The following is a 24618-nucleotide window of genomic DNA, read 5'->3' on the forward strand; positions in this document are numbered from 1 at the left end:
GGGATTATTTTTGACAGGTTATCTGACTTTTAGCGTGTCGGGAAGCTGATCAGAATATGGCAGAACTCGTTCTATGGATTCATCACTCAGACCATGTTCCGTCAGTTCACGGAAGACATATGCCAGGTATTTCTCTGGATCCAGATGATTCAGCTTAGCAGAGATCAGAATCGAGAAATAATATGCACTGACTGTCGCGCCTCTCTCTGTATCCGCAAACAGGAAGTTCTTTCTGGCAAGAACAATCGGCTTCATTCCCTCGCGTTCCGCAAGATTGTTGGATAAGGCAACTTCTCCGTCTTTCAGATAGTTCATCAGGTATTCCCACTGATTGTTCAGATATGCAACTGCCTCTCCAAGCTTGCCGGTCTGCAGATAAGTTACTTTCAGATAGTTATTGTATTCATGGATTTCCTCCATGATCGGTCTGGCCTGCTCATTGCGGACTTCTTTGATTCTTTCGGGATCCGCATGTTCAGCTTTAAGACTTCTCTCAATATCAAACAGCTTGTCCATCTTTGCGACCATCTTAAAAGTATCCGCAAACCTCGGATATTGTTTCAGGATATTCTCTTTTTCGCCTTTCTGCTTCGCTTTTTTGAATGCACTGTAGGTTTCTTTGTCTGCAGTCATGGCATCAAAGAACTTCCGGCGAGCATGACTCATACATCCGACTTTCATCAGAGCGGGCAAGTAATTTGTATATGCCTGATACCCATCTGACTGAATAATTCCATGAAACTGGTTCCCCAGTATTTCATAGAGGAAAGACTGTTCTCGAGTCTTGCTGTAGAAGAACAGAGCCATCTGTTTCTTTTCAAACGGTCCTGTCAGTGCTCCCCAGATCCTGCACGCCTGCCGTCCCTCTTTCTGCAGCCATTCAAGAACTTCCAGTTCCGTTTCATCCATGTTCACCACATGGCACTGTCTGAGATCTGCAGTCATTCGATCGGCAACTGCTTTCAGGTATTTCTCTCCGCAGCGGATTACAAGCTGACAGATATATTGCTTGGAGAATGGAATTCCTTTATTCGAAAGATGCTTTGCAATCCGGTCGAAAGGAAGGCCGAGAATGTACTTCTCATATGCAAAATGTGCAGGGAGTTCCGGAGAAGCAGGAGAATTCTTAATCATCCGCTTCGGCTTCTTTTCCTTCGGCACTTCATGAATGATCGTCTTCTCTTCGCCTTCTTCAGTGATGAAGGTATAGGCAAAACGATGGCAGATGATTTCTTCCGTATAGTATTCCGCTTTCTGGTAATGGGAAATGCGGATTACCTCAGGCGCAATCTCTTTCATCTTGTGATCATCCACTTCAGTGGATTCAGGGTAAAGATCGGTTCTCTTCTTTACGGGAAGCTCCTTCAGATGATCTTTACGAGACTTCTTCTGTTTTGTCTTTTTTGTTTCCGGCTTCTGCTGTGGCTCGGAAACCTCATCCGAAGAGTGATCCGCAACAAACTCAGCTTCATTAAAAAGAGACAGCTGTTCAACAGAAACATGTTCACTTTTTGAACCGAACTTATCACGGCGAGCACTGTTGATTCTCTCTTTCAGAGAGCAGTTGGCCAGATACATCTGATACATTGCATCAAGCATCTGATCAGCAGTGAGTGAACTGTATTTCTGTTTGAATTCTGCCTCAGTTTCCACATAATTATTATATCACAGAAGCCTCAGAAAAGCCTATAATTAAGCCTTATTCTGAGATTTCATGCATACTTTTTCGAGACTGTTTCCATGGATCTTTTCTGATCAATTTTCAGTCCCTGCATCAGCCATCCGTACTGCTCCTCGCTGATTACAGCTGAATGATTTTCTTCATCGCGGATCCACTTGAAATGGTTTCCTTTTTCAAGCCGTTTGTAGAATAGCCAGAACCCGGTAGAATCCCAGTACAGCATCTTCAGCTTGCTGTGATCCTTGTTGCAGAACAGGAATATGGAATTGTCAAAGACATTCATATGCAGTCTGTTCTGCACCACCGCAATATACCCGTCAATTCCCATACGCATATCTACAGTTCCGGTAATCAGATACAGCCTGACGTCATCTCTTACCAGTTTCATAATCAGATCCCCAGAAGTCTGCGGAGGTCATCCGTACTTCCGCAGATATTAACTCCATTGATCTCAACCCTGATGAACTCAGGAGTGCGCTCTATTACTGTGACCGGAGCACTTCAGAATGATCACAACCGCCATCATCGATGGCTTCTCTCTGATCGCGACGAAGGTGCCAGTAGAATGCTTCATAATTGAAGCCGTTCTCTTTGCAGTAATCCTTTATTGTTTTCCCGCTATGCTGATACTCCTTCAGAAACGGAAGCCACCATTCATGAGTATGAATATCTTTTTCCATGACCCTTCTCCTTAGCCTCTCTCTAGGATATGGTCTTCGGCAGCCTCCAACAAGTTGCAGTCCTATTGACGCTTACTTTCAAACTATATAATACTTGAACTATTTCGTTTTTAGGCCCAAAACGCAAATACGGCAAATGCTTTCTTCGGGGGAGAGAAAAAGAAAAGCGACCATGAAGGGTCACTTTGAAGCACCGGGACTGTCGAAGACGGTCAGGACCGGGGCATGATCGCTTGGATAATTGCCCATGTAGAGGCTCTTCAGCACTCTGGAGTTGATGACATGGCAGCTGCGGGACAGGAAGATGTGGTCAATCGGAAGATAGTGGGCAGTCGTGCTTTCCACGAAGCCCCGGATGGTGGAGCCGGCATTTTCCGGGTCGGTATCTTCCAGATCAAGCGGGTTGTCGCGATCCAGCAGTGCCTGCAGGGCACTGGACGAGAGATACGTATTGAAGTCGCCGGTCATTGCCAGGAACGATCCTTCCTTCTTCTTCATCATCTGCTTCTTGAGCACGATGACCTGCTTGAATTTCGTGTTGGTCAGCAGGTGGTCGAGATGGGTGTTGGCGAAGGTGAATACTTCTCCGGTTTCCCTGTCTTTCAGCACTGCCCAGGTTGCGATGCGGGGATAGATGCTGGTCGGATAGCGGGAGCCCTGGACATCCGGGGTATCGGAGAGCCAGAAGGTTCCGCCATGGAGAAATTCGAATCTGTCTTTCTTATAGAGAATGCAGTTGCGCTCATCAGCGAAATGGATGCCGTCCCGGTTGCGGCCGCGGCCGTAGAAGGTATACGTCTCCATGAGCTTGTCCATGTGCGGCAGCATCTCTTCCGTGAGTTCCTGCACGCCGATCAGGTCCGGGTCGTGCCAGCGGATCATTTCTTCAATTGAATGGATCCGATGAGAGAACAGACTCTGTCCGCGGGTGAACGGAAGATCTGTTTTCAGATTCAGGGTCAGTATCCTGTAAACAGTCATGACATTATTATATTTCAGAGAAAAGAAAAGGGAATCACCGAAGTAATTCCCAGAGAACAATTACAGATTGATCTTCTTGAACTGCTCCCACGGCAGTTCCTTCTTTCCGAAGTGGCCATAGTTCGTGGTCTTCGTGTAGATCGGACGGCGCAGGTCGAGTTCCTTGATGATGTTGGAAACGGAGAAGTCGAAGTTCTTATCGATGATTGCTTCGAGCTCTTCGTTGGAATACTTCGAGGTACCGAAAGTCTCGACATTGACAGACAGCGGCTTCGGTTCGCCGATTGCGTAGCTCAGCTGGATCTGGCACTTATGAGCAAGTCCGTTGGCAACGACGTTGCGGCAGACATAACGAGCATAGTATGCTGCGGAACGGTCAACCTTGGTCGGATCCTTGGAAGAGAAGCAGCCGCCGCCGATCGGGGCATATCCGCCATACGAGTCTACGACGATCTTTCTGCCGGTGGTTCCGGAGTCGCCCCAGCTTCCGCCGAGAACGAAGGAACCGGACGGGTTGATCAGATACTTGGTGTTTTCATCAACCAGCTTCGGATCGACAACCGGTTTGATGACTTTTTCCATGACGCACTTTCTGACTTCTTCCTGGGAAACGTCAGCAGTGTGCTGGGTGGAAACGACGATGGTATCGATGCGCTTCAGTTTGCCATTATCATATTCTGCAGTGACCTGGGTCTTTCCATCCGGACGCAGGAACGGAGTCTGTCTGCGGACTTCTTCCAGCTTCTTTGCAAGCTTATGAGCCTCGTCAATTGCAAACGGCATCAGATCTTCAGTTTCATCTGAAGCATAGCCGAACATGATGCCCTGGTCGCCTGCAGAGATCTGATCATGAGCGACAGCGCTGTTGATTTCAGAGGACTGCTTGTTGACCTTGACTTCTACATGGTACTCTTCGTCGTAGCCGATTTCCTTCATGACGCCGAGGGCAATCTTCTCATAGTCGATGTCTGCCTTCGTGCCGGCTTCGCCGTATACGAGAATCAGATCGTCTTTGATGGTTGCTTCAACGGCCATGTGGCTTTCCGGATCCTGACGGATCGCTTCGTCCAGGATGGAGTCTGCGATGAGGTCGCAGACTTTGTCAGGATGTCCGCTGGTAACGGACTCAGAGGTGAAAAACATCTTGCTCATAAAAAAAGCTCCTTTCAATGTTTGTCTTTTCAACGAACTTTGAGAAAGAGTCTCCTGCGTCCTCTTTCTTTATCGTTGTCAGCTTTACCACCTTACGCTTCTTGTCTCTTCGCAGGTTGGTATGAGGCCGACGAGCTGACCCTCTTGCCTCATTCTTGATAAAAGACAATGTTATTCTGTCATTCTGTTTTTTTGAAGTCAACGCGGTTCCGTATACAGATCGGTCAGAATGTAAACAGACGCAAAGATCCGGAATTCGTCTGATATAATGATGCCATATGAAAATCAACTGGAAAGAAGAAATGAAGGACAATGTCCTCACATATACGGCTAGCGGCGCGATCATCTTGCTGATCTGGTTTTTCTTTCAGAGATGGGATAGTGTAGCATCGTTCTTAGGAAAGTTATGGAGCACCTTATCGCCATTTATCTGGGGATTTGCGATTGCATTCATCCTCGTTCCGATCCGGCGGACTGCCGAAGAAAAATGGCTGAAGAATACAAAGCTGAAGCCGAAGACGAAGCGGAGAGCTGCAGTTGCGATTGCCTTTGTGATCTTTGCAGCAGTGCTGGTACTGTTTTTCAGCATTCTGACTCCGCAGATCATCAGCAGTGCGAAAACGCTGGTGGATTCTATGGATTCCTATCTGAAGACTGCGGAAGACTGGGCAAATGGACTGAATGCCAATTCTCAGTACGGAGCACTCCTTGACAGCATCATGAATTCAGTTCTGAATGCGGTGAAGAAAGCAGTAGATGGCTCCAGCGGCCTGATTGCGACATTGCTGTCCTATTCGGTATCCGTTGTCAAAGGCATCGGCAATTTCTTCATCGGCATGATTGTTGCAATTTATCTGCTTGCCGATCAGGAACGGTGGAAGCGTCAGCTGAAGCAGGTAACTTATTCTATCTGGTCCAAGGATCATGCAGACTACCTCACTTATGTAGGCAGACTGACCATCCGGATGCTGAACAGCTTCATTTTCGGCAAGGCACTTGATTCGCTGATTATCGGCATTGCCTGCGGCATCGTCTGCGGAATCATGCAGATGCCGTATACGCCGCTGATTGCCTTTGTCGTCGGCTTGACGAATATGATTCCGGTATTCGGTCCGTTCCTCGGGGCAATTCCGTGCATCTTCATCCTGCTGATCATCAGTCCGTATAAGGCAGTGGAGTTCGGAATCTTCATTCTGATTCTGCAGCAGATCGATGGCAACATCCTTGGCCCGCGCATCCTCGGCGATTCGGTCGGCCTGCCGGCTCTGTGGGTCATGTTTGCCATTATTCTGGGCGGTTCGTTATTCGGAGTGCTCGGCATGTTCTTAGGCGTGCCGCTGTTCTCGGTGATCTATGTTCTTGTCCGCGATCATGTGAATAACCGCCTGCGTTCGAAAAAACTGAGAATATCGTAAGAGCAGATGAGGTCTGCTCTTTTTGCAAAGTATGGAAGACTTCTGGACTTATGAAACGCAATTGACCGAGGGCAGCGGATACGGGCAGTACAGCCTGGCGCATCTGCTGTGTCTGATTGTTTTCTTTTCGCTGCAATACGTGTTCTGCCATCACTTTGATCAGAAGACCGAAGCACAGAAACAGAAGATGATCCGAAGGGCGGCAATTGCCTGCGCATGCATGGAAGGAACCCGGGATTTCTATCTGGTCTCCATCGGAGTCTTCCGGATCGAGCATCTTCCCTTTCATCTCTGCGGGCAGGCGATCTTCATCTATCTGATCCGGGAATTCTGCTGCGGGAAGAAAGGAAAAGCATTTCTCGGGGAGATTGCAGTCACGCTGAATCTTCCAGGAGCGATTGCGGCAGTGCTGTTTCCGGATTGGACGGAATATCCGCTGTTCAGCTTCATGAATCTGATGAATTATGCCACGCACTTCACGTTCGTGCTGTATCCGCTTCTGATCTACCGCCATAAAGAGGTTCATCTGGCGTTTAGGCATATGTGGTATGAGGCAGTGTATCTGGCTGCAGTGTGCATTCCTCTTTACTATTTCAATGTGCACTTCGGAACGAATTTCATGTTTCTCAATGAACCTGTTCCGCCCCTGGATCAGATCACGGCAGTATTCGGACCACAGGGCTATATTCCGGGATTGTGTCTGCTGATGCTGGTATGGCTCATTGCAGTATATGGTGCAGAAAGGAAACTTCGGACATGGCGGAAGAACTGAAGATCGGCATTATTTCTGATACGCATAACCTGCTTCGCAAGGAAGTTCTGGCAGAACTGTCTTCCTGCCAGGTCATTCTCCATGGCGGAGATATCTCAAAACCGGAAATTCTGCAGGAGCTGCAGAAAATCGCACCGGTCTATGCGGTACGAGGAAACAATGACAAAGAATGGGCAGAAGGAATGCCGGAGATTCTGAATCTCCGGATTGCCGGTCTTTCCATCTGCATAGCGCATAAGAAGAAAGACCTTCCGGAAGATCTGAAAGACTTTGATCTGATCATCTATGGGCATTCGCATAAGTATGAACTGATTGAGAAGAAACATCAGACCTTTCTGAATCCGGGCAGCTGCGGACCGCGGAGGTTCTCGCAGCCGATCACGATGGCAGTCGGGTATGTGAAGAAAGGAAAGCTCCGGATTGAGAAGATCGAGATTCCGCATGAGGAGCAGAAATGAATCGTAAGGAAGAACTGCTTCAGCAGGCAATGGATCTGCTTGGTTCTTATGGACTGGAACCGATTCAGACTCTGATGAAGAAGTATCAGGAAGGAGTCCTGTATTCTGTGCTCGAGAGCAGAGAAGACCTCGACTATCTGCTGTTCTGCTGGCAGGAGAGAGAGGATCTTGAACGGATTGTTCTCTTAGCTTTCCGCAGGAATCAGATCCTTGCGGATTGCTCGGCATTGCATTGTACCGTCGGTTCTCTGCTAGAAAGCAGAGAACTCTATGACTTCTGCAGCGAGGAGTCGGACTGGATGTATCTGGAGCATTATATTGTGTCGCAGATGTTCTTTGATGACTGCCCGTATCCTCCGGGTGGAACTCCGTCTGAAAAAAATGGAGAAGTTCTTCTGTTCTGCAATGCGTACGTGACAGAGGAAATCAGAAGGAATGGCATATTCCGGACGATGATGGAGATGATGAAGGAAGCGGCTCTCAGAACTTCAGAGGGCAGTACATCTCTCTATCAGGTGATTTCTCTGGATCCGGATATTGCCTGCTATGGTCCGGATGCTAAAGAGGAAGAATATCATTATTCGATGGAAAAGGACGAACCGGCCAGATTGAGAAATGCAGAGATCATGAAGCACCTCGGCTTCCGTCCGCTGCAGCTGGAAGAAACAAGTCCGGAGCCAGGTGAAGACGGCACGAAGATCTGGTTTGCGGTATGCAGGGAAACGGATCGGGTCGTGGACTATGATCCGGAACTTCAGGAAATGTAGAAGGAAAATATGATACTGGATAAAGTAATGAGGCCTGAGATCAATTTCAGAGATCTCGGGGGATATCATACGGAAGACGGGAGAGTCCTCCGGAGCGGAGTTTTCTATCGCTCTTCGAATCTTTCTCGTTGGAATGAGCAGGAGCTTCATGAGCTTGCATGCTTAAATGTACATACGATTCTGGACCTCAGAACGGATTATGAAGTATATGAGGATCCTGACCCGATTCCTTCGGATGAGATGGAATATTTCCGGGTAAGCGGGATGCGTGATGTGAACGATGCCGGAGTGGATTATTCTCCGGAAGGGATCCGCCGCATGGTTCATGGAGACCAGGATCTTTCAGATCATATGAAGGATCTGTATCTGAATATGATGTTTCATAACCAGGCGTTCGAGTTTCTCTGGATTCTGCTGCAGGAGGGAGGGCATCTGCCGCTGCTGTTTCATTGCGCAACCGGAAAAGACAGAACTGGTGCTCTGAGCTTTCTGCTGCTGATGGCGCTCGGAATCAGAGAAGATGAACTGATGGAAGATTATCTCTACTCTAATGTATCATTCCACAGCCGGATTGAACATGCATTCATGGACCATGAAGAAGAGCTGAAGAAGAATCCTTCTCTGGCCCATGAACTGCAGATGGAGAATGGGGTTGAAGAGTCCATGGGAAGAGCAATGCTGAAAAAGGTTAAAGCAGAGTACGCTGATCGGAATGCCTTTTTCCTGGACCAATATGGAATCACGGAAGAACAACTGACCGCCTTTCAAAATCGGTTTCTTAATGCTAAGATGTAGTCAGGCAGGTTGTTATGGAATACTTCGATAAATTGCTTTCAAAGAACGGACAGGCCGCGATTGCGCTCTCACGGGTCTTTCTCTGCTATGAGCCGGGTGAAAGAGTACCAACAATTTCTGAGCTGAGCGAGCGGCTGAATATTGCCAGGGGAACGATTCAGAATGGAATGAGGACGCTGGAGTCTTCAGATGCGATCACCCTCGAGAACCGGGGGCATCTGGGATCATTTCTGAGACAGAAAAATACTGTCCTTCTGCTGCAGATTATCGGAGTAAATGGAATTGTCGGGGCGATGCCGCTGCCCTATTCAAAAAAGTATGAAGGATTGGCTACCGGACTGATTTCAAGTCTTGAGAACCAGTATGGCATTCCTGCTGCGCTATCCTTTATGCGCGGTGCAAAGAACCGGATCAGCATGGTGATGGAAAATCGCTATGATTTCGCGATTGTTTCGAAATATGCAGCGGAAGAGTACCAGAAGAAAGATCCAGATATGCGGATCGTGGTGGAATTCGGAAATGGGACGTACTGCAGTTCGCATGTGATCATTTTCCATGATCCGGATGCCGATGTTATCCAGGATGGAATGAAGATCGGAATCGATCGTTCTTCCATTGACCAGGAGAATATGGTCCGTCTGGCGTGCGGAGATAAAGAGGTTCAGCTTGTTCCGGTTGAATATAATTCTCTTCTGGGAAGAGTGATGAGCGGTGAAATTGATGCTACAGTCTGGAATCTGGATGAAGTGAAAGACCGGATGGCAAAGATCAATTACCGCAAAATCTCTGAGATGCATGATTCAGATACCAATGCAGTGATGATCGTGAATGGTACCAGAGAGGAAATGGTTTCCATTCTGAAGAAGATGGTCAGTGTGGATGATGTGCTCACAACGCAGAAAATGGTTGAGAATGGCACGCTGACACCGAGCTACTGATCTAAGAGTAATTGTCCAATCATAATTAACTGAAAGCCAGTGCCTGGGGTCCGGAAGGATTCCAGGCACTATTTAAAATTGACAATTCATGGAACCTGCAATATGATCGTCATGAAAATACAAAATTATGTATTTAGTGGTTTCTTGAAATGGGGGATCAGTATGAAACAGAGATTTATCATTATCGTGCTGGATGGATTCGGAATCGGAGCAATGCCTGACGCGGCTGTGGTAAGACCGGGCGATGAAAAGGCGAATACGCTTCGCAGTATTCTGAAGGATCATCCGGATCTGAAGCTTCCTACTCTGGAAAAACTGGGTCTGATGAATGCATATGGCAGTGAAAGTGAGTTCATGAAGTTTTCTCCGGAGGCCAATTACGGAAAGAGCGAGCTGATGCATTTCGGTGCAGACACCTTCATGGGTCATCAGGAAATCATGGGGACGCTTCCGAAGAAGCCGACGGTAGATCCTTTTCAGACTCACGTAAATGCAGTCGCAAAGATTCTGAAGGACCACGGGCATAAGGTTGAGATCATCACACATCATGGATTGAGCTATCTTGTTGCGGATGATTATGTGACGGTTGCGGATAATCTCGAAGCAGACCTCGGTATGTGCTACAACGTCACGGCACCGCTTGACTATATCTCGTTTGAAAAGGAATGCGAGATCGCAGAACTCGTCCGTCAGGTTGTTACGGTCGGAAGAGTGATTGTGTTCGGCGGAACCGGAAATAACATGCAGGATCTGTTCAATGCAGAAGAAATCCGCCAGGGAAAGTTCATCGGAATTGCAAGTGCCAAATCCAAGAGCTATGAACACGGCTATCAGTGCAGACACCTCGGCTACGGGGTTGATAAGAACGTTCAGGCTCCGACAATTCTGACGAAGGCAGGTGTTCCGGTTACTCTGATCGGAAAGGTTGCGGATATCGTGGCAAATGATGGAGGAACAAGTATCTCCTGTGTTCCGACTCCGGAATGCATGCAGCTGACGATTGATGCGGTGAAGAAAATGGACCGCGGCTTTATCTGCACGAATGTCCAGGAAACAGATCTTGCCGGGCATTCGCAGGACAGTACGCGTTATAAAGAAGTTCTTGAGCAGGCAGATGCAGGCCTTGCGGAATTGCTGCCTCTGCTTGGAGAAGACGATATCCTCATCGTTCAGGCAGATCATGGCAATGATCCTGATATTGGTACGAGCCGGCATACCAGAGAGTGTGTTCCGCTTCTGATTTACCGGAAGGGATTGAAGAATGCGCATGTCGGAACCCGGAAGACAATGTCGGATAATGGCGCAACCTGCTGCGATTATTTCCATGCAGCAGCACCCGAAAATGGCACGTCTTACCTGAATCTGATTGGCGGTTACGCATCCGGAAACGAAGAATGAAAATCACTGACCTGAAAATATATCTTCTTGATGTTCCTCTGAGAACACCGTTTATCACGGCCCTTCGCAGAGTGGATCAGCTCACGGATGTGATTCTGGAACTGCATACCGATACCGGAAATGTCGGCTATGGAGAAGCTCCTCCGACAAAAGCAATCACAGGCGAAACCCTGGAAACGATCTGCGCGGATCTGAATGGCCCGATCAGAAGTGCTCTGATGAAACGGGAGATTGAGGATTTATCCGGGTGCTTCCGGGCGCTTGATGCATGCATGGAACATCATACCAGTTCCAAAGCCTGTGCTGATATTGCTCTGTATGATCTCTATGGCCAGCTGAAAGAAAAATCCGTTGCTGAGATCCTCGGCAGGAAGCGGGAGATGCTGGAAACAGATCTCACGATTTCCGTCAATGATCCGGAGACTATGGCAGAGGATGCAGAAAAAGGAATCAGACGCGGTTTCCGGACACTGAAAGTAAAAGCAGGGATTGATCCTGAACTTGATACCAAGAGACTGGCAGCTGTCCGCAATGCTGTCGGAAGCAATATTGCGATCCGGATTGATGCCAATCAGGCATGGACGCCGGAACAGGCAGTTTCAATTCTGGAAGAAATGCAGAAGAAGGGAATCAATCTGGAACTGGCAGAACAGCCGGTGAAAGCTGATGACCTGGATGGAATGGCATTTGTCACGGCACGTTCGCCTATTCCGATTGTTGCGGATGAATCGTGCTTTTCGCCAGATCAGGCAGAGTATATTTTCCGGAATCACTGTGCGGATCTTGTGAATATCAAACTGATGAAGACCGGTGGAATTCATCATGCGCTGGAAATAACTGATCTTGCAGAGAAATATGGTGCTTCATGCATGCTTGGATGCATGCTTGAGGCCAAGGTTTCAGTGAATGCAGCTGTGCATCTTGCATGCAGCAGAACATGCATTACCAAGATTGATCTTGATGGTCCTTTGCTCTGTGCAGAAGATCCGGTACATGGCGGAAGTGTTTTCAAAGGGCCGGAAATTTATCTGAGCAGGCAACCTGGATTAGGAATACGGAAAATTGATGGACTGCATGTGCCTGAATTCTGAGCCATGTTTTGCGGAAATTCGTGATTTCTGAAAGAAATTATGATTTTTTTCGGGAATATCGTTATTTTTTCGGATAAAGCGTCTTCAAGCACTTGTTCTGGGACTGCAGATATGTATAATTTAATTATACAAAAAAATGTATTTTGAGATATGAAATGTGTGAGATGCGGTACTGAGTGGCAGACGGACAAGCCGAAGAGAATTGTGACGTGTCCGCATTGCCAGCAGATGATGACTCTGGATGATGCAGCTGAAAAACGTCTGAAGCACAGCGGAGCGTTTCTTATTTTTGTGATAGCTACGGCAATGGGCTACGGACTGTGGGACTGGTCAGAAAACGGGAAGATTCTGGTTATGTTCATTTCTGTTACAGCCGCCATTATTCTCTTGAATTACATTAACGGTCTTGCACTTCGCCTGACCGCATGGAGAAAACCTCTGACGTATCGGGCAATGACGAAAGAAGAACGGGATCAGATTCTTCGGAAAAGAAGCACAGAAAGGAAAAAGAAATGAGCAGAACAGATTTTTCTGAAAGGCTCCAGATGTATCGGGATGCCGATATGATAAAAGATCAGGATGTTCAGGATGTGAAGAATGTCATTCAGATGTTCCGGAAGGAGTATGGCGTGGAACTCTGTGAAGAAAATGCGGACACGTTTATTGCACATCTTTGCATGGCATGCATGCGCAATACAACAAAAGAGGAGGTTCCTCCGCTGACTGAAGACAACCTTGCGGAGCTTGCAGCGCTCCCGACTTATCAGAAGTCACTGGAGATTCTCAATAAGATGCAGGAAGTGATGGTCAATCCTCTGAGCAGCACAGAGAAAAACTATGTGCTTCTGCATCTGAACAATCTGATTCAGAAACTGAAAGACCTCGGGGAGTGGCCGGAAACAGCTTAAGAATCTGATAACAAAGGAAGGGGAAAATAATCCATGTATCCATTACTTGCAGAGCAAGCATCAACGATTGTTCAGAATTTCGATTTCCCGGTAGCTACCAGGGCAATCATTCTGATCGCGATCTCAGCATGGGCAAGTCTTCTTGCTCATAAAGGAATTTCTAACTTCAACGATGGCGCCCGCCCGGTATTCCCGGAATTCATTGAAGGACGGATGACCCGCCCGGAATTTGCGGCGGTTGTCACCGGCATGGGCGTCGGATGGGTTCTGGCCGGATTCACTCAGTGGATCGGTACCGGACTGATCGCTGCACATCTGATCCTGATTGCAACTGATATCATCGGCGCCTGGTCCCCGAATCGCTTTGTAGCAATTATTCTCGGTGCTGCATATGGTGCCCTGGCTGCATTCGGCACCAACATGATCAACAATGCATTTGCTGCGCTGCCGTATAACTTCCTCAATGATCTGACTCAGATCACGACTCCGGTTCTTCCGATCTTCGCTCTGTATCCTGCAATTGCAATTGCAAATCAGTTCGAAGCTAAGAAGGGTCTGCAGACGGCTATCTGGGAAGCAGTGATTTATGTTGCATGCTCTCTGATCGGCAAACTCACGATCGGCACTGTCAGCATTTCTCTGTATCCGTATTCCTTCGCTATGCTGGCTGGCATGATCTTCCTGGTTGTCTACTCTGTCAAGGCAAGCAAGAACCAGGAAACCATCAATGATGAAGAGCAGGAAAACATCTTTTCGAAGAATGCTGAACGCATCAAGAGCAACTGGATATATCTCTGCATCCAGGGTGCTCTGAACGCACTTGGCATCCGTACTCTGGCAATGGCTTATCAGCCGTATATTCTTGCTCCGTGTGTCATCGGCGGTGATTACAGTGCATTCTATATCGCAATGGTCGGTGTCATCATCGCTTTCATTCCGCTGATTGTCTCCACTGCTCTTTCTACTGGTGTCTATCAGGCTGTTGGTCTTACAACCTGCATGCTGGTCGGACGTCTTGCACCGACTTGGTGGCTTGCTCCGATCTTCGGATTTGCAGTTGAATTCATTGAACTCCAGCTGCTCGGCCTGCTTGGCAAATGGCTGTCCCGTTATCCGGAACTTTCCAGATCTGGCGATCATATCCGGAATGCAATGGTAGAAACTCTGAATCTTGCTCTTCTCTGCGGCTCATTCCTTGCTGCTAATGCTACCTGGGGCGGCATCGGCATCATGATGGTCGGCGGTGCTTATCTGATGAATGAACTGCTTGGCCAGAAGATTCCGCGTACGGCTATCGGGCCGCTGTCTGCAGCTTGTGTAGGTATTCTGTATAATATCTTCATCGCATTCGGGTGGATCGTATTAGCTGCCTGAATCCTGAAAGGAGAATGTTATGAAAATTGAATGCTGCGGATTATCCAGCAAGGAAACTGCGAACATTATCAAGCAGAAGTTCCCGGAAGTAGAAGTGCTTGAAGATCCTGATTCCATCGCTGCCCGGAAGGTCAAGAAGGGAGAAGTTGATTTCTATCTTGGCTCCTGCATGACTGGCGGCGGCGGATCGCTGGCAACTGCAATTGCAGTGCTCGGCTATGGAAACTGCCTCGTTGTTACCCGGCAGGGAAACATGCCGAAGCCTGAGCAGATCCGGCATCTGATCTACGCTGGAAATCATAAGGCGTTCGGGTATGTGCAGTCACATACCGAGAAGGTTGTCCCGGTAATTGTACAGGCACTTGTAGATAAGACATCCGGTAAGCCGGAATAAACAGATTCAGCAGAAACGGCATCTGATGGCTTGCTTGTCCGGAAGATGCCGTTTATTGACTACAGGAGGGATTTGAAATGATTCGTACCGTTTTGGGAGATATTCCTGAAGAAGATCTTGGACTGACAATGATGCATGAGCATTTCATCGTCAACCTGGATAAAGTTCGCCATGATGGATTCTCACGTATCGATACGTGTGAAGAAGTGGAACCGGAGATCCGGAAGATGATGGGCTTCGGCGTGAAAGCGGCAGTTGAGGTTTCCACGATTGATCTGGACCGCGATGCAGCAAAGCTGAAGCAGATTTCCGAAGATACAGGTCTGAAGATTGTCTGCTCAACAGGTTTCTATCTGCAGCCGTTTCACCCGGCATTTCTCAGAGATGCCACTCCGGATGAAATCGCAGACATCTATGTGAAGGAACTGACTGAAGGCATCGGAGATACAGGCGTGAAAGCAGGCATCATCGCTGAGATTGCTTCTTCGAAAGACGGATTCACGGAGGAAGAAAGAAAGTGCCTGATCGCTGCCGGAAGAGCTGCTGTGCGTACCGGCTGTGCGGTATCCACGCATACCGGTCCGGTTACAGCACAGGAGACTGTTGATATTCTCCTTTCTGAAGGAATGGACCCGGATAAAGTGGTGATCGGTCATCAGGATCTAGTGGATGATCCGGAATATCATCGCAATCTTCTGAAGCGCGGTGTGAATATTGCTTTTGATACATGCGGAAAATCTGCCTATATGCCGGATGAGAAGCGGGCCGCAAACGCAAAGATCATTGCGGATGAGGGCTATGCGGATCATCTCGTATTCTCAAATGATGTTTCCCGCCGGACTTACTTTTCTACCTATCCGGGGCAGTGGGGATATACTGCGGTGATGAATTCCGTCGTTCCGCTGATGAAGCAGGCTGGAGTCACGGATGAAGTGCTCCATAAGTTTCTGACGGAGAATCCTGCCAGAATTCTGAATAACAAGAACTGGAAGTGATCCGGATGTTTCTGACAAAACTGAAAGAAAATAACCCGGCACTTCTGGATTATGGGTTCTATGCACATCAGAATGGTCTGATTCTTCCGGATACCTATCTCCTGGATCTTGATACGATTACGGACAATGCTCAGAAGATTCTGGAGGAAGCACAGAAGAATCAGGTACATCTGTTCTTCATGCTGAAGCAGATCGGGAGAAATCCTATCGTTGCGAAACGGCTGATGGAGATCGGGTATGAAGGGGCGGTATGCGTAGACTTCATCGAGGCAATAACGATGATCCGAAACCAGATTCCGATCGGAAATGTCGGCCATCTGGTTCAGACGCCTAAGGCTGCACTGCCTGAGATTCTTGCTTCGCATCCTCGTGTGGTAACTGTTTATTCACTGGAGAAAATCCGTGAAATCAATGAGGCGGCAGAAAGACTTAACATGGTACAGCCTCTGCTGATCCGGATCACCGATGATGACAGCGAACTTTACAGCGGACAGATTGCTGGCTTCCATTCAGATCGGCTGGAAGATGTTCTGAAGGAAATTGATTCCCTGGATCATGTCTGCTTCGGAGGACTCACGGTATTTCCTGCATTGCTCTATGATGCAGAACAGCATGCGATTGTCCCCACCGCAAATATGAAAGCAATGAATCGTGCCAGAGCGGTTGCTGAGGCATATGGGCTGAAAGATTATGTGGTGAATGTTCCGAGTGCAAACTGCTGTGCATCAATGAGTCTTGTTCATGAACTGGGCGGAAACAATGCAGAGCCAGGTCATGGTCTGACCGGTACTACTCCGCTGCATGCTGCAAGCAATCAGGCGGAGCGGGTCGGATATGCTTATGTGACAGAAGTTTCTCATAACTATGAAGACCATGCATACTGCTATGGCGGTGGGCATTACAGAAGAGGCCATCTTGCTTCGGCATTGGTAGGTACTTCTTCTGAGAATGCACAGCTGATCCCTGTTTCTGCGCCTGATGATGATTCTATTGATTATCATTTTGAATTAGGCAGAAATGCAGCAGTCGGAGATACTGCAATCATGTGCTTCCGGACGCAGATCTTTGTGACCAGAAGCAGAGTTGCAGTGGTGGAAGGATTGTCTTCGGGAAATCCGAGAATCATCGGGCAGTTCAATCATCTCGGAGAGCGCGAAGACTGATGAAAGAGACGTATGAACTACAGCATCGTGTGGCATTGCTGAATCCATATGGTTCAGTCGTCCGGGTTCTGGAACCTTCTCCGGATTCGATTCTCACGGGCATCAAGAATACTGCGACGATTCCGAATTCTCTCATGCATAAGCTTGAGAAGTACGGATTCGGTCTGCATACGATCGATAAGAAGTCGCAATTAGCAGGCCGGGCTGTGGACACGCAGCTGATCAATCCGATCTCCGGACATGTGATGTCTGGCTCCAGTTCCGGAACTGCTGTGAATGTATTTGCAGGAATCAATGATCTTGGCATCGGAAATGATGGCGGAGGCTCGGTTCTGGCACCTGCAATCTCCGTGAATATTTATGGGTTCATTTCTAGACTGATTGAAAAAGATCGGGTGTGCGGTCCTCTGAAGCCCAATACGGATGGAATGACTGCGCCTTCTTCCATCGGTTTCATGGCAAGGAGAAGAGAGATTCTTCTGAAGGCTATATCCTGTTCCATCGGTATTGAGGCTGGGGCTCATTGCGGAAAAGTTCTTTCGGATCAGAAGTATGAAGGACTGGAGTCGGAAGTGGTTTCAGTCATGGATCCGCTCGCTCCAAGATCAGAGCTTGTCCCTTATCTCAGAGAACAGCTTTCGAAGTGCGATGTGATGGTTGTTACAGAGGGACCGATTGATCTGGAAGGATTCGGAGACTCTCTGTTCGGACATTTCGATGAGCGCACCAGAGAAATTCAGAAGAAGTCCTGCAAAGGATATGTCCGGGTCTGCAATATTGCCGGGGCAACTGCGCTGGCGATTCCTCAGAATGGTCTTGGAATGGCAGTGCTTCTGATGTGCGAATCCGTGCCGGAGAAGATTGCATGCATGCTAGAGGCAGCAGAATCTTTCCCGGAGATTCATGATGAACTGATTGAACGCTATTTTCTGAATCTGAACAACTATTTCCTGGATGAATACCTGATCGACTGAGGGAGGCAAAATGAAAACCTATCCACTGGAAAGTATCAGTCTGCGTGAAGCAGAAGAAAAACAGTTCCGCATGGTGGAATGCATCACGCATCATTTCACGGGAACAGAAAGTCTCTCACGAGGAGATCTGGGAGTAAATCAGCAGAACAACATGCCGGTTACAACCCGGAAGGCAGAACAGGCAATTGCAGAGTTCTTTCATACCGAAGACTGCATCCTGGTCAGAGGCAGCGGCACGAATGCAATCCGCTATGCACTTTCTTCGGTGATTCGTCCTGGGGGAAAGATTCTGGTTCATAAAGCACCGGTCTATTCCACAACCGCAACCTCGTTTGAAATGTTCGGCCTTGTTCCGGTTGAAGCTGATTTCAATGATCTGGGCAGTATTCACAAAGTCATGGAAGCTAATCCGGATATCGATGCTGCATTGGTTCAGTATTCGCGTCAGAAACTGGATGATTCCTATGACATTGCGGAAGTACTGAAGGCAATCCGGAAAGAGAAAGACATTCCGATTGTCACCGATGACAACTATGCAGTGATGAAAGTTCATTCCATCGGAGCAGAACTGGGAAGTGACCTTTCCTGCTTCTCTACCTTCAAGCTGCAGGGGCCGGAAGGAATCGGCTGCATTGTCGGGCGTGAGAAGTATATCCGCATCATCCGCAAGATGCATTATTCCGGCGGCTCACAGACGCAGGGACATGAAGCAATGGATGTTCTCAGAGGACTTGTAACTGCGCCGGTTCTGCTGGCAGTGCAGGCGGAAAGCGACGAAGAAATTCTCCGCCGTCTCCAGAATCATGAAGTTCCGGAAGTGAGGAATGCATTCATTGCAAATTCTCAGTCCAAGGTGCTTCTGGTGGAATTTGATCAGCCAATTGCACATGCGGTACTGAAGGAAGCTGAAAAGCTCGGAGCACTTCCGAATCCGGTTGGCGCAGAGTCAAAGTATGAGCTTGCGCCGATGTTCTATCGCTGCAGCGGTACTGTTCTGAAGAGTGATCCTTCTTTAGGAGAGCGGATGATCCGGATCAATCCTAACAGGAGCGGTCCTGATACAGTAATCAGAATTCTGAAAGAGGCAGCAGCATCAGTTAAATAATAACAAGGAAAAGCCGTGCGGATGATCGCACGGCTTTTCTCAGGAGGGAGGTCATTAAGAATCATTATTACAGAGAGAACAGCATATCTTCGTAAGTCGGAAGCTTGTAGTTATCAGGAGTAGCGATGACTTCATACTTATCGATGAAGGAGCGTACTTTTTCCATTTCAGGGCAGATGTCATAGTACATCTTCTTGCCTGCTTCTTTGGTGATGCCTGCTGCATTGACTTCGGTGAAGTTCTTTTCCAGCATTTCAGAAGCCTTGTAGGTTTCATCGATGAGCTCGCTGAGCTCTGTGACTCTTGCTTTGAGGTAAGCCGGAGCAGCCTTGCCTGCTGCAGCGTCAGCGTCAGAGTAGAACTTCAGATCTGCAGTCATTGCCGGCAGAATATCTTTTCTGGTCATGGAGAGCAGCGTGCGGACTTCGATGCCGATCTGCTTGATGTACTGCTCACGATAGATTTCTTCGCGGGCTGCCAGTTCCTTCTCGGTATAGACACCGAGATCTGTCAGCATCTTGACGGTCTTCTTGTCTTCGAGGACTTCGATGGATTCCACGAAGGAACGTACATTCGGGAGTCCGCGGCGCTTCGCTTCCTTGACCCATTCGGAGGAATAGCCGTCACCGGAGAAGAGAATGCGCTTATGATCGTGGATGATGTTGCGGCAGATATCAAGTGCCTTTGCACGGACATCCTGCAGATACTTGATGCCTTCGAGTTCTTCAGCAATCTCATTCAGTGATTCTGCCATGATGCTGTTGAGAACGATGTTCGGTACTGCTGCAGACATCGAGGAGCCGAGCATGCGGAACTCGAATTTGTTGCCGGTGAAGGCAACCGGGGAAGTACGGTTGCGGTCGGTGTTGTCATGCGGAATGTAGGACAGACCGCTGATCGGGTTGAACTCGGTCGGTGTAGCTTCGCGGTTCTTGCTCTGGGAAGGATGCTCCATATAGAGACCATAGAGGATCTGCTCAATGTAAGAGCCGAGATATACGGAGATGATTGCCGGCGGAGCTTCGTTCGCACCGAGACGGTGATCATTTCCTGCGGAGCTTGCGCTCATGCGGAGCAGCAGAGCATTGTCATCAACTGCCCGGATGAATGCGCAGATGAAGGTCAGGAAACGGATGTTTTCAGCTGGCTTTTCACCAGGTGCAAACAGGTTGGATCCATTGTCGGTCAGAATGGACCAGTTGTTATGCTTGCCGGATCCGTTGATGCCATCAAATGGCTTTTCATAGAGCAGGCATGCAAGTCCATGCTTCTCTGCAGTTTTGCGGAGAATGTCCATGGTGAGCTGGTTGTCATCGACAGCTGTATTTGCTTCGGAGAATACCGGGGCAAGTTCGAACTGGGAAGGGGCGACTTCATTATGTTCGGTCTTGGCATAGATGCCGAGCTTCCAGAGTTCCTTGTTGACATCCTTCATGAATTCCGCAACACGGGTCGGGATGGATCCGAAGTAATGATCGCTGAGTTCCTGGCCCTTGCTTGCCGGAGCACCGAACAGAGTTCTGCCAGTCAGGCGCAGATCCGGACGTTCTTCAAAGTACTTGCGGTCAATCAGGAAGTATTCCTGTTCGAGTCCTACATAAGGCTTGCAGGAACGGACGTCTTTTTCGCCAAGCAGGTTGACGACCTTGGTTGCTGCATCGCTGAGAGCCTTGATGGACTTCAGAAGCGGATCTTTCTTATCGAGCGATTCGCCATTATAGGAGACGAATACAGTCGGAATGCAGAGCACGCCATCTTTGATGAAAGCTGGTGAGGTTACATCCCAGTAGGTATAGCCTCTTGCTTCAAACGTTGCTCTTAAGCCTCCGCTCGGGAAGCTGGAAGCGTCAGGCTCACCTTTGATCAGGTTCTTGCCTGAGAAATGCGTGATCGGTTCATGATCAGGTCCTGGTTCTACGAAGGCGTCATGCTTTTCAGCAGTTGCGCCAGTCAGCGGCTGGAACCAGTGAGTATAATGGGTTGCTCCATTTTCGAGAGCCCAGCGTTTCATTGCGTGTGCAATTGAATCAGCAGTCTGCCGGTCCAGTGTCCCTTCGCTGGATACCGTTTTCTTCCAGGCGGTATATACCGGCTTTGGAAGACGCTCCTGCATCTGTTTTTCGCCGAATACCAGTGATCCGAATTCTTCAAACGGTGCTTCCATAATTTCGATTCCTCCCTGTTATGCAGATTATTAAAGTCTTCCTTGGTCTGTGAGTCAATCAGAAAAGGAATGTGATGTAAGAAATAATTCAAATAATTACAAAAAAACAGGAAAATTATTACATTTTTCGGAGAAATTTCCGGAATTCGAGGAAATTTCCGGATTTTACGGAAACAGGGAAAAGAATCTGGAAGACCGAAAAAAAACCTGCAGGTTTTTCCTGCAGGCATTCTGTTCAGTACCAGGAATAATCGCCGCCGCCGAAGCCGCCATATCCAGTGAATGTGGTATCCAGCTTGACTTCTTTGACTTCCGGAATCTCATCAATCAGGATTGCCTGAATGCCATCGGTCAGCGTGGAATCAATGGACATGCAGCCGGCGCATGCGCCAAGCATGCGTACTGTCACGACACCGTCTTTATAATCAACGAGCTGGACGTCGCCGCCATCCTGCTGGATATACGGGCGGATCTTATTGATCACTTTCTCGATTCTCTCCAGAAGATCCGGAGATGGTGCTGTTTCTGCCGGCGCAGATTCTTTTGCTGCTGCCGTTTCATCTATCTCAGTTTTGCTCTCACTCATTGCTCTGCCTCTTTCACCACACATTTATAACCCGAAATGAAACAGCAATGCAATCATTGCGCCCAGAAACATGCCGGCAACGACTTCTACCCATTTGTGGCCGAGCACGTCTTTGAGCTTGATATTGTAAATCGGGTTCTGGAACCTGGTGTGCAGGTTGTCCTGAACATCTTTGACCAGCTGCTGCGTGACTTTGATGTTCTGGCCGCTGTAGTAGCGGACATTTGCAGCATCATAGATTACGACAACCGCAAAGGTCAATGTCACTGCGAAGATCGTGGAGCTGAAGTGTTCCTGGATGCCTACGGACAGCGCAAGGGCTGTGACGAGAGCGGAATGGGAACTGGGCATGCCCCCGCTGGCTTTGACCAGGGAGAGTTTCCATTCATGCTTTGAAATATAATGAATAATCGGCTTCAGAACCTGCGCAATCACAGCCGACAGAATTGCAGACCAGAAAGGATACATCGTCTTGATCATCTGAATTACCTCATGAGAAGTATATCACATGAAAAAATGCAGTGTGGTACAATGGCTTCGTTGAAAGGACGCAAGATGACTTATCAGACCGGACAGATTGTGGAAGGAAAGATCACTGGCATTCAGCCTTATGGTGCATTTGTTGCACTGGATCGGAATACCAGCGGCCTGATTCACATTTCAGAAATCAGTGATGGATATGTGCGCGATATCAGCCGATTCGTGAAAGTCGGAGATATCGTGAAGGTCAAGATCATAGATTATGATCCCAAGACCAATCAGACCAGGCTTTCTCTGAAAGCTTTGCATCGTACCAGGATGAGGGGACATCATCGTTCAATGAACCGGCGGGCAAGTCTGCCGCCGATGAAACTGGGATTCAGTTCAATTGCGGCAAAGATGCCGGAATGGATCAGAGAAGCAGAAGGAGGAGATACCAGATGGTAATGCAGTTTGATGCTTCACACGGATTTCTGAAAGAAGATATCGGTTCCTATCAGAATGAAGTCAGCAGAATTCACAAGATGATTCACGAGAAGACCGGTGCCGGGAATGACTTTCTCGGATGGGTTGACTGGCCAGTGAATTATGACAAGGATGAGTTTGAACGGATCGTTAAGCTTGCTGAAAAGCTGGATGGCAAGTTCGATACGCTGGTGGTATGCGGAATCGGCGGTTCTTATCTGGGCGCCCGTGCCGCCATCGAGATGATCAATGGTCTGTATCCGGATAATGGCAAGGAAGTCATCTTTGCAGGCAACACGTTCTCCAGCACGTATATGAGCCAGGTACTCAGCCACATCAAGGATAAGAATGTTGTGGTCAATGTCATCTCCAAGTCCGGAACCACGACTGAAACTGCTCTGGCATTCCGCATGCTGAGAGAGTTCATGGAACAGAAGTATGGCAAGGAGGGTGCTAAGGAGCGCATTATTGCCACAACAGATAAGGCAAGAGGCACGCTGAAGGCACTGGCAGATCAGGAAGGCTATGAATCCTTCGTGATTCCGGATGATATCGGCGGACGCTATTCTGTCATCACTCCGGTCGGCCTGGTTCCGATGGCTCTGATGGGAATCGATATCCGCAAGGTCATGGAAGGACTGCTGGCTGCTTATCAGGAACTGAATACCGATGATCTGGAAAAGAATCCCGCATACCGCTATGCAGTTGCGAGAAGAATTCTGCAGAATCAGGGCTACAATGTCGAGATGTTCGTGACCTATGAACCGCAGCTGAGCATGCTCAGCGAGTGGTGGAAGCAGCTGCTCGGTGAGTCTGAGGGCAAAGACGGAAAGGGCATCCTGCCGGATTCTGCAACGTTCTCTACCGATCTGCATTCCCTGGGCCAGTTCATCCAGCAGGGCAGCAAAGTCCTGTATGAGACGATCTTCAAGGTTGAGAAGCCTACTCTGGATGTCACGATTCCGAGTGATCCGCAGAATGGCGACCAGATGAATTATCTGGCCGGGAAGAATCTAGACTGGGTTAACAAGATGGCATGCGAAGGAACGCTTCAGGCTCATGTTGAGTCCGGCAATGTTCCGAACCTGATCATCACGGTTCCGGATATGAAGGAATACAGCTTCGGATATCTCTGCTATTTCTTCTTCATCGCAACAGCAATGACCTGCTACATGCTGGATATCAATCCGTTCAACCAGCCTGGTGTTGAGATCTACAAGAAGAATATGTTCCATCTGCTCGGCAAGCCTGGTTACGAGAAATAATGAAATGATCAGAGGGTTCCGGATTCCGGAACTCTTTTATTTGTATTCTGAAAGATCGGAATCAAAGGTGCAGCTGAGGGAATCTTCCGAAGAAAGGATTCCGGCAGCTTCCTGCATGGTAACGGTATTCCACCTGATGGTTCCGAACAGGATCAGGTTGTTGGCATTGAGATAATCGTAATCAGAAGAAGCCAGATACTCTGGCAGGATCGTGATCGTGACAAGCAGCAGATGGTCCTTCTCCTTGCTGGTGACTTCATAAGAAACAGTTACAGCTTCTGAGTTCCGGATTTCTTCGATCTTCTCCCCGGAGATCTCCATAGCCTGTTCTGCAGCAGCAGCTTCATCTCTGCTGACCTCTTCTGAGATTTTTCTTGTGATTTCCAGTCTGATCTCATTGATGTGGCTTTGATTTCCGTAGAGGTGATACACATAATAGGTATCTCCTTCCTGCGCATTTTCCGCACCGCACGCTGCATGCATGGTGACAGTATGGCTTGAGTGATAGTAAACCTCAAACAGGAGAACGACTGCAGCAATGAATGCAAGCAGGACATAGATCCAGAAATTCCGGGATTGCTTTTTCACTGGCATGTTCCTATTATATCGGGAGTCTT

Annotated in this window: 27 protein-coding genes; 18 read left to right on the forward strand and 9 right to left on the reverse strand. The window is 48.3% G+C overall.

Translation table 11 applies throughout. The annotated features are described in order from the left end of the window. Window positions 1–18 precede the first annotated feature (18 nt). The 5 genes from tnpC to metK all read right to left on the reverse strand — a co-directional run bounded on the left by tnpC (window position 19) and on the right by metK (window position 4494). Complete coding sequence (tnpC, locus tag C7E00_RS03730) at window positions 19–1653, reverse strand: IS66 family transposase (RefSeq protein WP_105303023.1); 1635 nt, start codon at window positions 1651–1653, stop codon at window positions 19–21. Between the two features lie 59 nt (window positions 1654–1712). After that, window positions 1713–2069: an IS66 family insertion sequence element accessory protein TnpB gene (tnpB, locus tag C7E00_RS03735; protein ID WP_105303024.1), complete on the reverse strand. Its 357-nt coding sequence runs from the start codon at window positions 2067–2069 to the stop codon at window positions 1713–1715. Between the two features lie 94 nt (window positions 2070–2163). After that, window positions 2164–2361, reverse strand: a complete 198-nt coding sequence (tnpA, locus tag C7E00_RS03740; RefSeq protein WP_105303025.1) for an IS66 family insertion sequence element accessory protein TnpA — start codon at window positions 2359–2361, stop codon at window positions 2164–2166. Window positions 2362–2541: 180 nt separating this feature from the next. Continuing rightward, on the reverse strand, window positions 2542–3342 hold the full coding sequence (locus tag C7E00_RS03745; protein ID WP_135358148.1) for an endonuclease/exonuclease/phosphatase family protein: 801 nt from the start codon (window positions 3340–3342) through the stop codon (window positions 2542–2544). A gap of 60 nt (window positions 3343–3402) precedes the next feature. After that, window positions 3403–4494: a methionine adenosyltransferase gene (gene metK / locus C7E00_RS03750; RefSeq protein ID WP_105303027.1), complete on the reverse strand. Its 1092-nt coding sequence runs from the start codon at window positions 4492–4494 to the stop codon at window positions 3403–3405. A 278-nt stretch (window positions 4495–4772) separates the two neighbouring features. Between metK and C7E00_RS03755 the strand changes: the two genes are divergently transcribed. The 16 genes from C7E00_RS03755 (at window position 4773) to C7E00_RS03830 (ending at window position 19041) form a co-directional block, all read left to right on the forward strand. Beyond that, window positions 4773–5909, forward strand: coding sequence for an AI-2E family transporter (locus tag C7E00_RS03755; RefSeq protein ID WP_105303028.1), 1137 nt, complete (start codon window positions 4773–4775; stop codon window positions 5907–5909). 31 nt (window positions 5910–5940) lie between these two features. Beyond that, the gene (locus C7E00_RS03760; RefSeq protein ID WP_105303029.1) at window positions 5941–6681 is read left to right on the forward strand and encodes a YwaF family protein; all 741 of its coding nucleotides are present in this window, start codon (window positions 5941–5943) and stop codon (window positions 6679–6681) included. Then, window positions 6666–7139, forward strand: coding sequence for a metallophosphoesterase family protein (locus tag C7E00_RS03765; RefSeq protein WP_105303030.1), 474 nt, complete (start codon window positions 6666–6668; stop codon window positions 7137–7139). Before C7E00_RS03760 ends, C7E00_RS03765 begins: the two co-directional genes overlap by 16 nt. After that, a complete protein-coding gene (locus C7E00_RS03770) occupies window positions 7136–7906 on the forward strand; it encodes a hypothetical protein (protein ID WP_105303031.1) in 771 nt (256 codons plus the stop codon). Before C7E00_RS03765 ends, C7E00_RS03770 begins: the two co-directional genes overlap by 4 nt. Before the next feature lie 9 nt (window positions 7907–7915). Then, complete coding sequence (locus C7E00_RS03775; protein ID WP_105303032.1) at window positions 7916–8701, forward strand: tyrosine-protein phosphatase; 786 nt, start codon at window positions 7916–7918, stop codon at window positions 8699–8701. Window positions 8702–8715: 14 nt separating this feature from the next. Next, a complete protein-coding gene (gene yhfZ / locus C7E00_RS03780) occupies window positions 8716–9639 on the forward strand; it encodes a GntR family transcriptional regulator YhfZ (protein ID WP_105303033.1) in 924 nt (307 codons plus the stop codon). A 162-nt stretch (window positions 9640–9801) separates the two neighbouring features. Then, entirely contained in the window at window positions 9802–11037 is a 1236-nt protein-coding gene (locus C7E00_RS03785) for a phosphopentomutase (protein WP_105303034.1), read from the forward strand. Beyond that, window positions 11034–12128 (forward strand): dipeptide epimerase, encoded by a 1095-nt coding sequence (locus C7E00_RS03790; protein ID WP_105303035.1) that lies wholly within the window; start codon window positions 11034–11036, stop codon window positions 12126–12128. The genes C7E00_RS03785 and C7E00_RS03790 overlap by 4 nt, the downstream gene beginning before the upstream one ends. A 150-nt stretch (window positions 12129–12278) precedes the next feature. After that, window positions 12279–12644, forward strand: a complete 366-nt coding sequence (locus C7E00_RS03795; RefSeq protein ID WP_105303036.1) for a hypothetical protein — start codon at window positions 12279–12281, stop codon at window positions 12642–12644. A 47-nt stretch (window positions 12645–12691) separates the two neighbouring features. After that, the gene (locus C7E00_RS03800) at window positions 12692–13036 is read left to right on the forward strand and encodes a PRD domain-containing protein (RefSeq protein ID WP_135358150.1); all 345 of its coding nucleotides are present in this window, start codon (window positions 12692–12694) and stop codon (window positions 13034–13036) included. 33 nt (window positions 13037–13069) lie between these two features. Continuing rightward, on the forward strand, window positions 13070–14410 hold the full coding sequence (locus C7E00_RS03805) for a YhfT family protein (RefSeq protein WP_105303038.1): 1341 nt from the start codon (window positions 13070–13072) through the stop codon (window positions 14408–14410). Window positions 14411–14429: 19 nt separating this feature from the next. After that, window positions 14430–14804 (forward strand): DUF2620 family protein, encoded by a 375-nt coding sequence (locus C7E00_RS03810; protein ID WP_105303039.1) that lies wholly within the window; start codon window positions 14430–14432, stop codon window positions 14802–14804. Window positions 14805–14881: 77 nt separating this feature from the next. Then, window positions 14882–15799 carry a phosphotriesterase family protein gene (locus C7E00_RS03815; RefSeq protein ID WP_105303040.1) on the forward strand — a complete coding sequence of 306 codons (918 nt, stop codon included), beginning with the start codon at window positions 14882–14884 and terminating at the stop codon, window positions 15797–15799. Between the two features lie 5 nt (window positions 15800–15804). Next, complete coding sequence (locus C7E00_RS03820) at window positions 15805–16962, forward strand: alanine racemase (protein ID WP_105304860.1); 1158 nt, start codon at window positions 15805–15807, stop codon at window positions 16960–16962. Then, on the forward strand, window positions 16962–17936 hold the full coding sequence (locus tag C7E00_RS03825; protein WP_105303041.1) for an amidase family protein: 975 nt from the start codon (window positions 16962–16964) through the stop codon (window positions 17934–17936). Before C7E00_RS03820 ends, C7E00_RS03825 begins: the two co-directional genes overlap by 1 nt. 10 nt (window positions 17937–17946) lie before the next feature. After that, a complete protein-coding gene (locus C7E00_RS03830; protein ID WP_105303042.1) occupies window positions 17947–19041 on the forward strand; it encodes an aminotransferase class V-fold PLP-dependent enzyme in 1095 nt (364 codons plus the stop codon). 67 nt (window positions 19042–19108) lie between these two features. Here C7E00_RS03830 and C7E00_RS03835 read toward each other — a convergent pair whose 3' ends face one another. The 3 genes from C7E00_RS03835 to C7E00_RS03845 form a co-directional block, all read right to left on the reverse strand. Then, the gene (locus C7E00_RS03835) at window positions 19109–21205 is read right to left on the reverse strand and encodes a glutamine synthetase III family protein (protein WP_105303043.1); all 2097 of its coding nucleotides are present in this window, start codon (window positions 21203–21205) and stop codon (window positions 19109–19111) included. Window positions 21206–21440: 235 nt separating this feature from the next. Then, a complete protein-coding gene (locus C7E00_RS03840; RefSeq protein WP_105303044.1) occupies window positions 21441–21791 on the reverse strand; it encodes a NifU family protein in 351 nt (116 codons plus the stop codon). A 24-nt stretch (window positions 21792–21815) separates the two neighbouring features. Continuing rightward, on the reverse strand, window positions 21816–22271 hold the full coding sequence (locus C7E00_RS03845; protein WP_105303045.1) for a divergent PAP2 family protein: 456 nt from the start codon (window positions 22269–22271) through the stop codon (window positions 21816–21818). Between the two features lie 51 nt (window positions 22272–22322). On the opposite strand from C7E00_RS03845, the gene C7E00_RS03850 reads away from it, so the two are divergent. Then, window positions 22323–22718, forward strand: a complete 396-nt coding sequence (locus C7E00_RS03850; protein ID WP_328597261.1) for a CvfD/Ygs/GSP13 family RNA-binding post-transcriptional regulator — start codon at window positions 22323–22325, stop codon at window positions 22716–22718. Continuing rightward, window positions 22712–24001 (forward strand): glucose-6-phosphate isomerase, encoded by a 1290-nt coding sequence (locus C7E00_RS03855; protein ID WP_105303047.1) that lies wholly within the window; start codon window positions 22712–22714, stop codon window positions 23999–24001. The genes C7E00_RS03850 and C7E00_RS03855 overlap by 7 nt, the downstream gene beginning before the upstream one ends. 36 nt (window positions 24002–24037) lie before the next feature. Here C7E00_RS03855 and C7E00_RS03860 read toward each other — a convergent pair whose 3' ends face one another. Further along, window positions 24038–24589, reverse strand: a complete 552-nt coding sequence (locus C7E00_RS03860; RefSeq protein ID WP_135358151.1) for a hypothetical protein — start codon at window positions 24587–24589, stop codon at window positions 24038–24040. Window positions 24590–24618 lie beyond the last annotated feature (29 nt).

This window comes from Anaerolactibacter massiliensis, from assembly GCF_900290205.1.
Taxonomy (GTDB): domain Bacteria; phylum Bacillota_I; class Bacilli_A; order Erysipelotrichales; family Erysipelotrichaceae; genus Bulleidia; species Bulleidia intestinalis.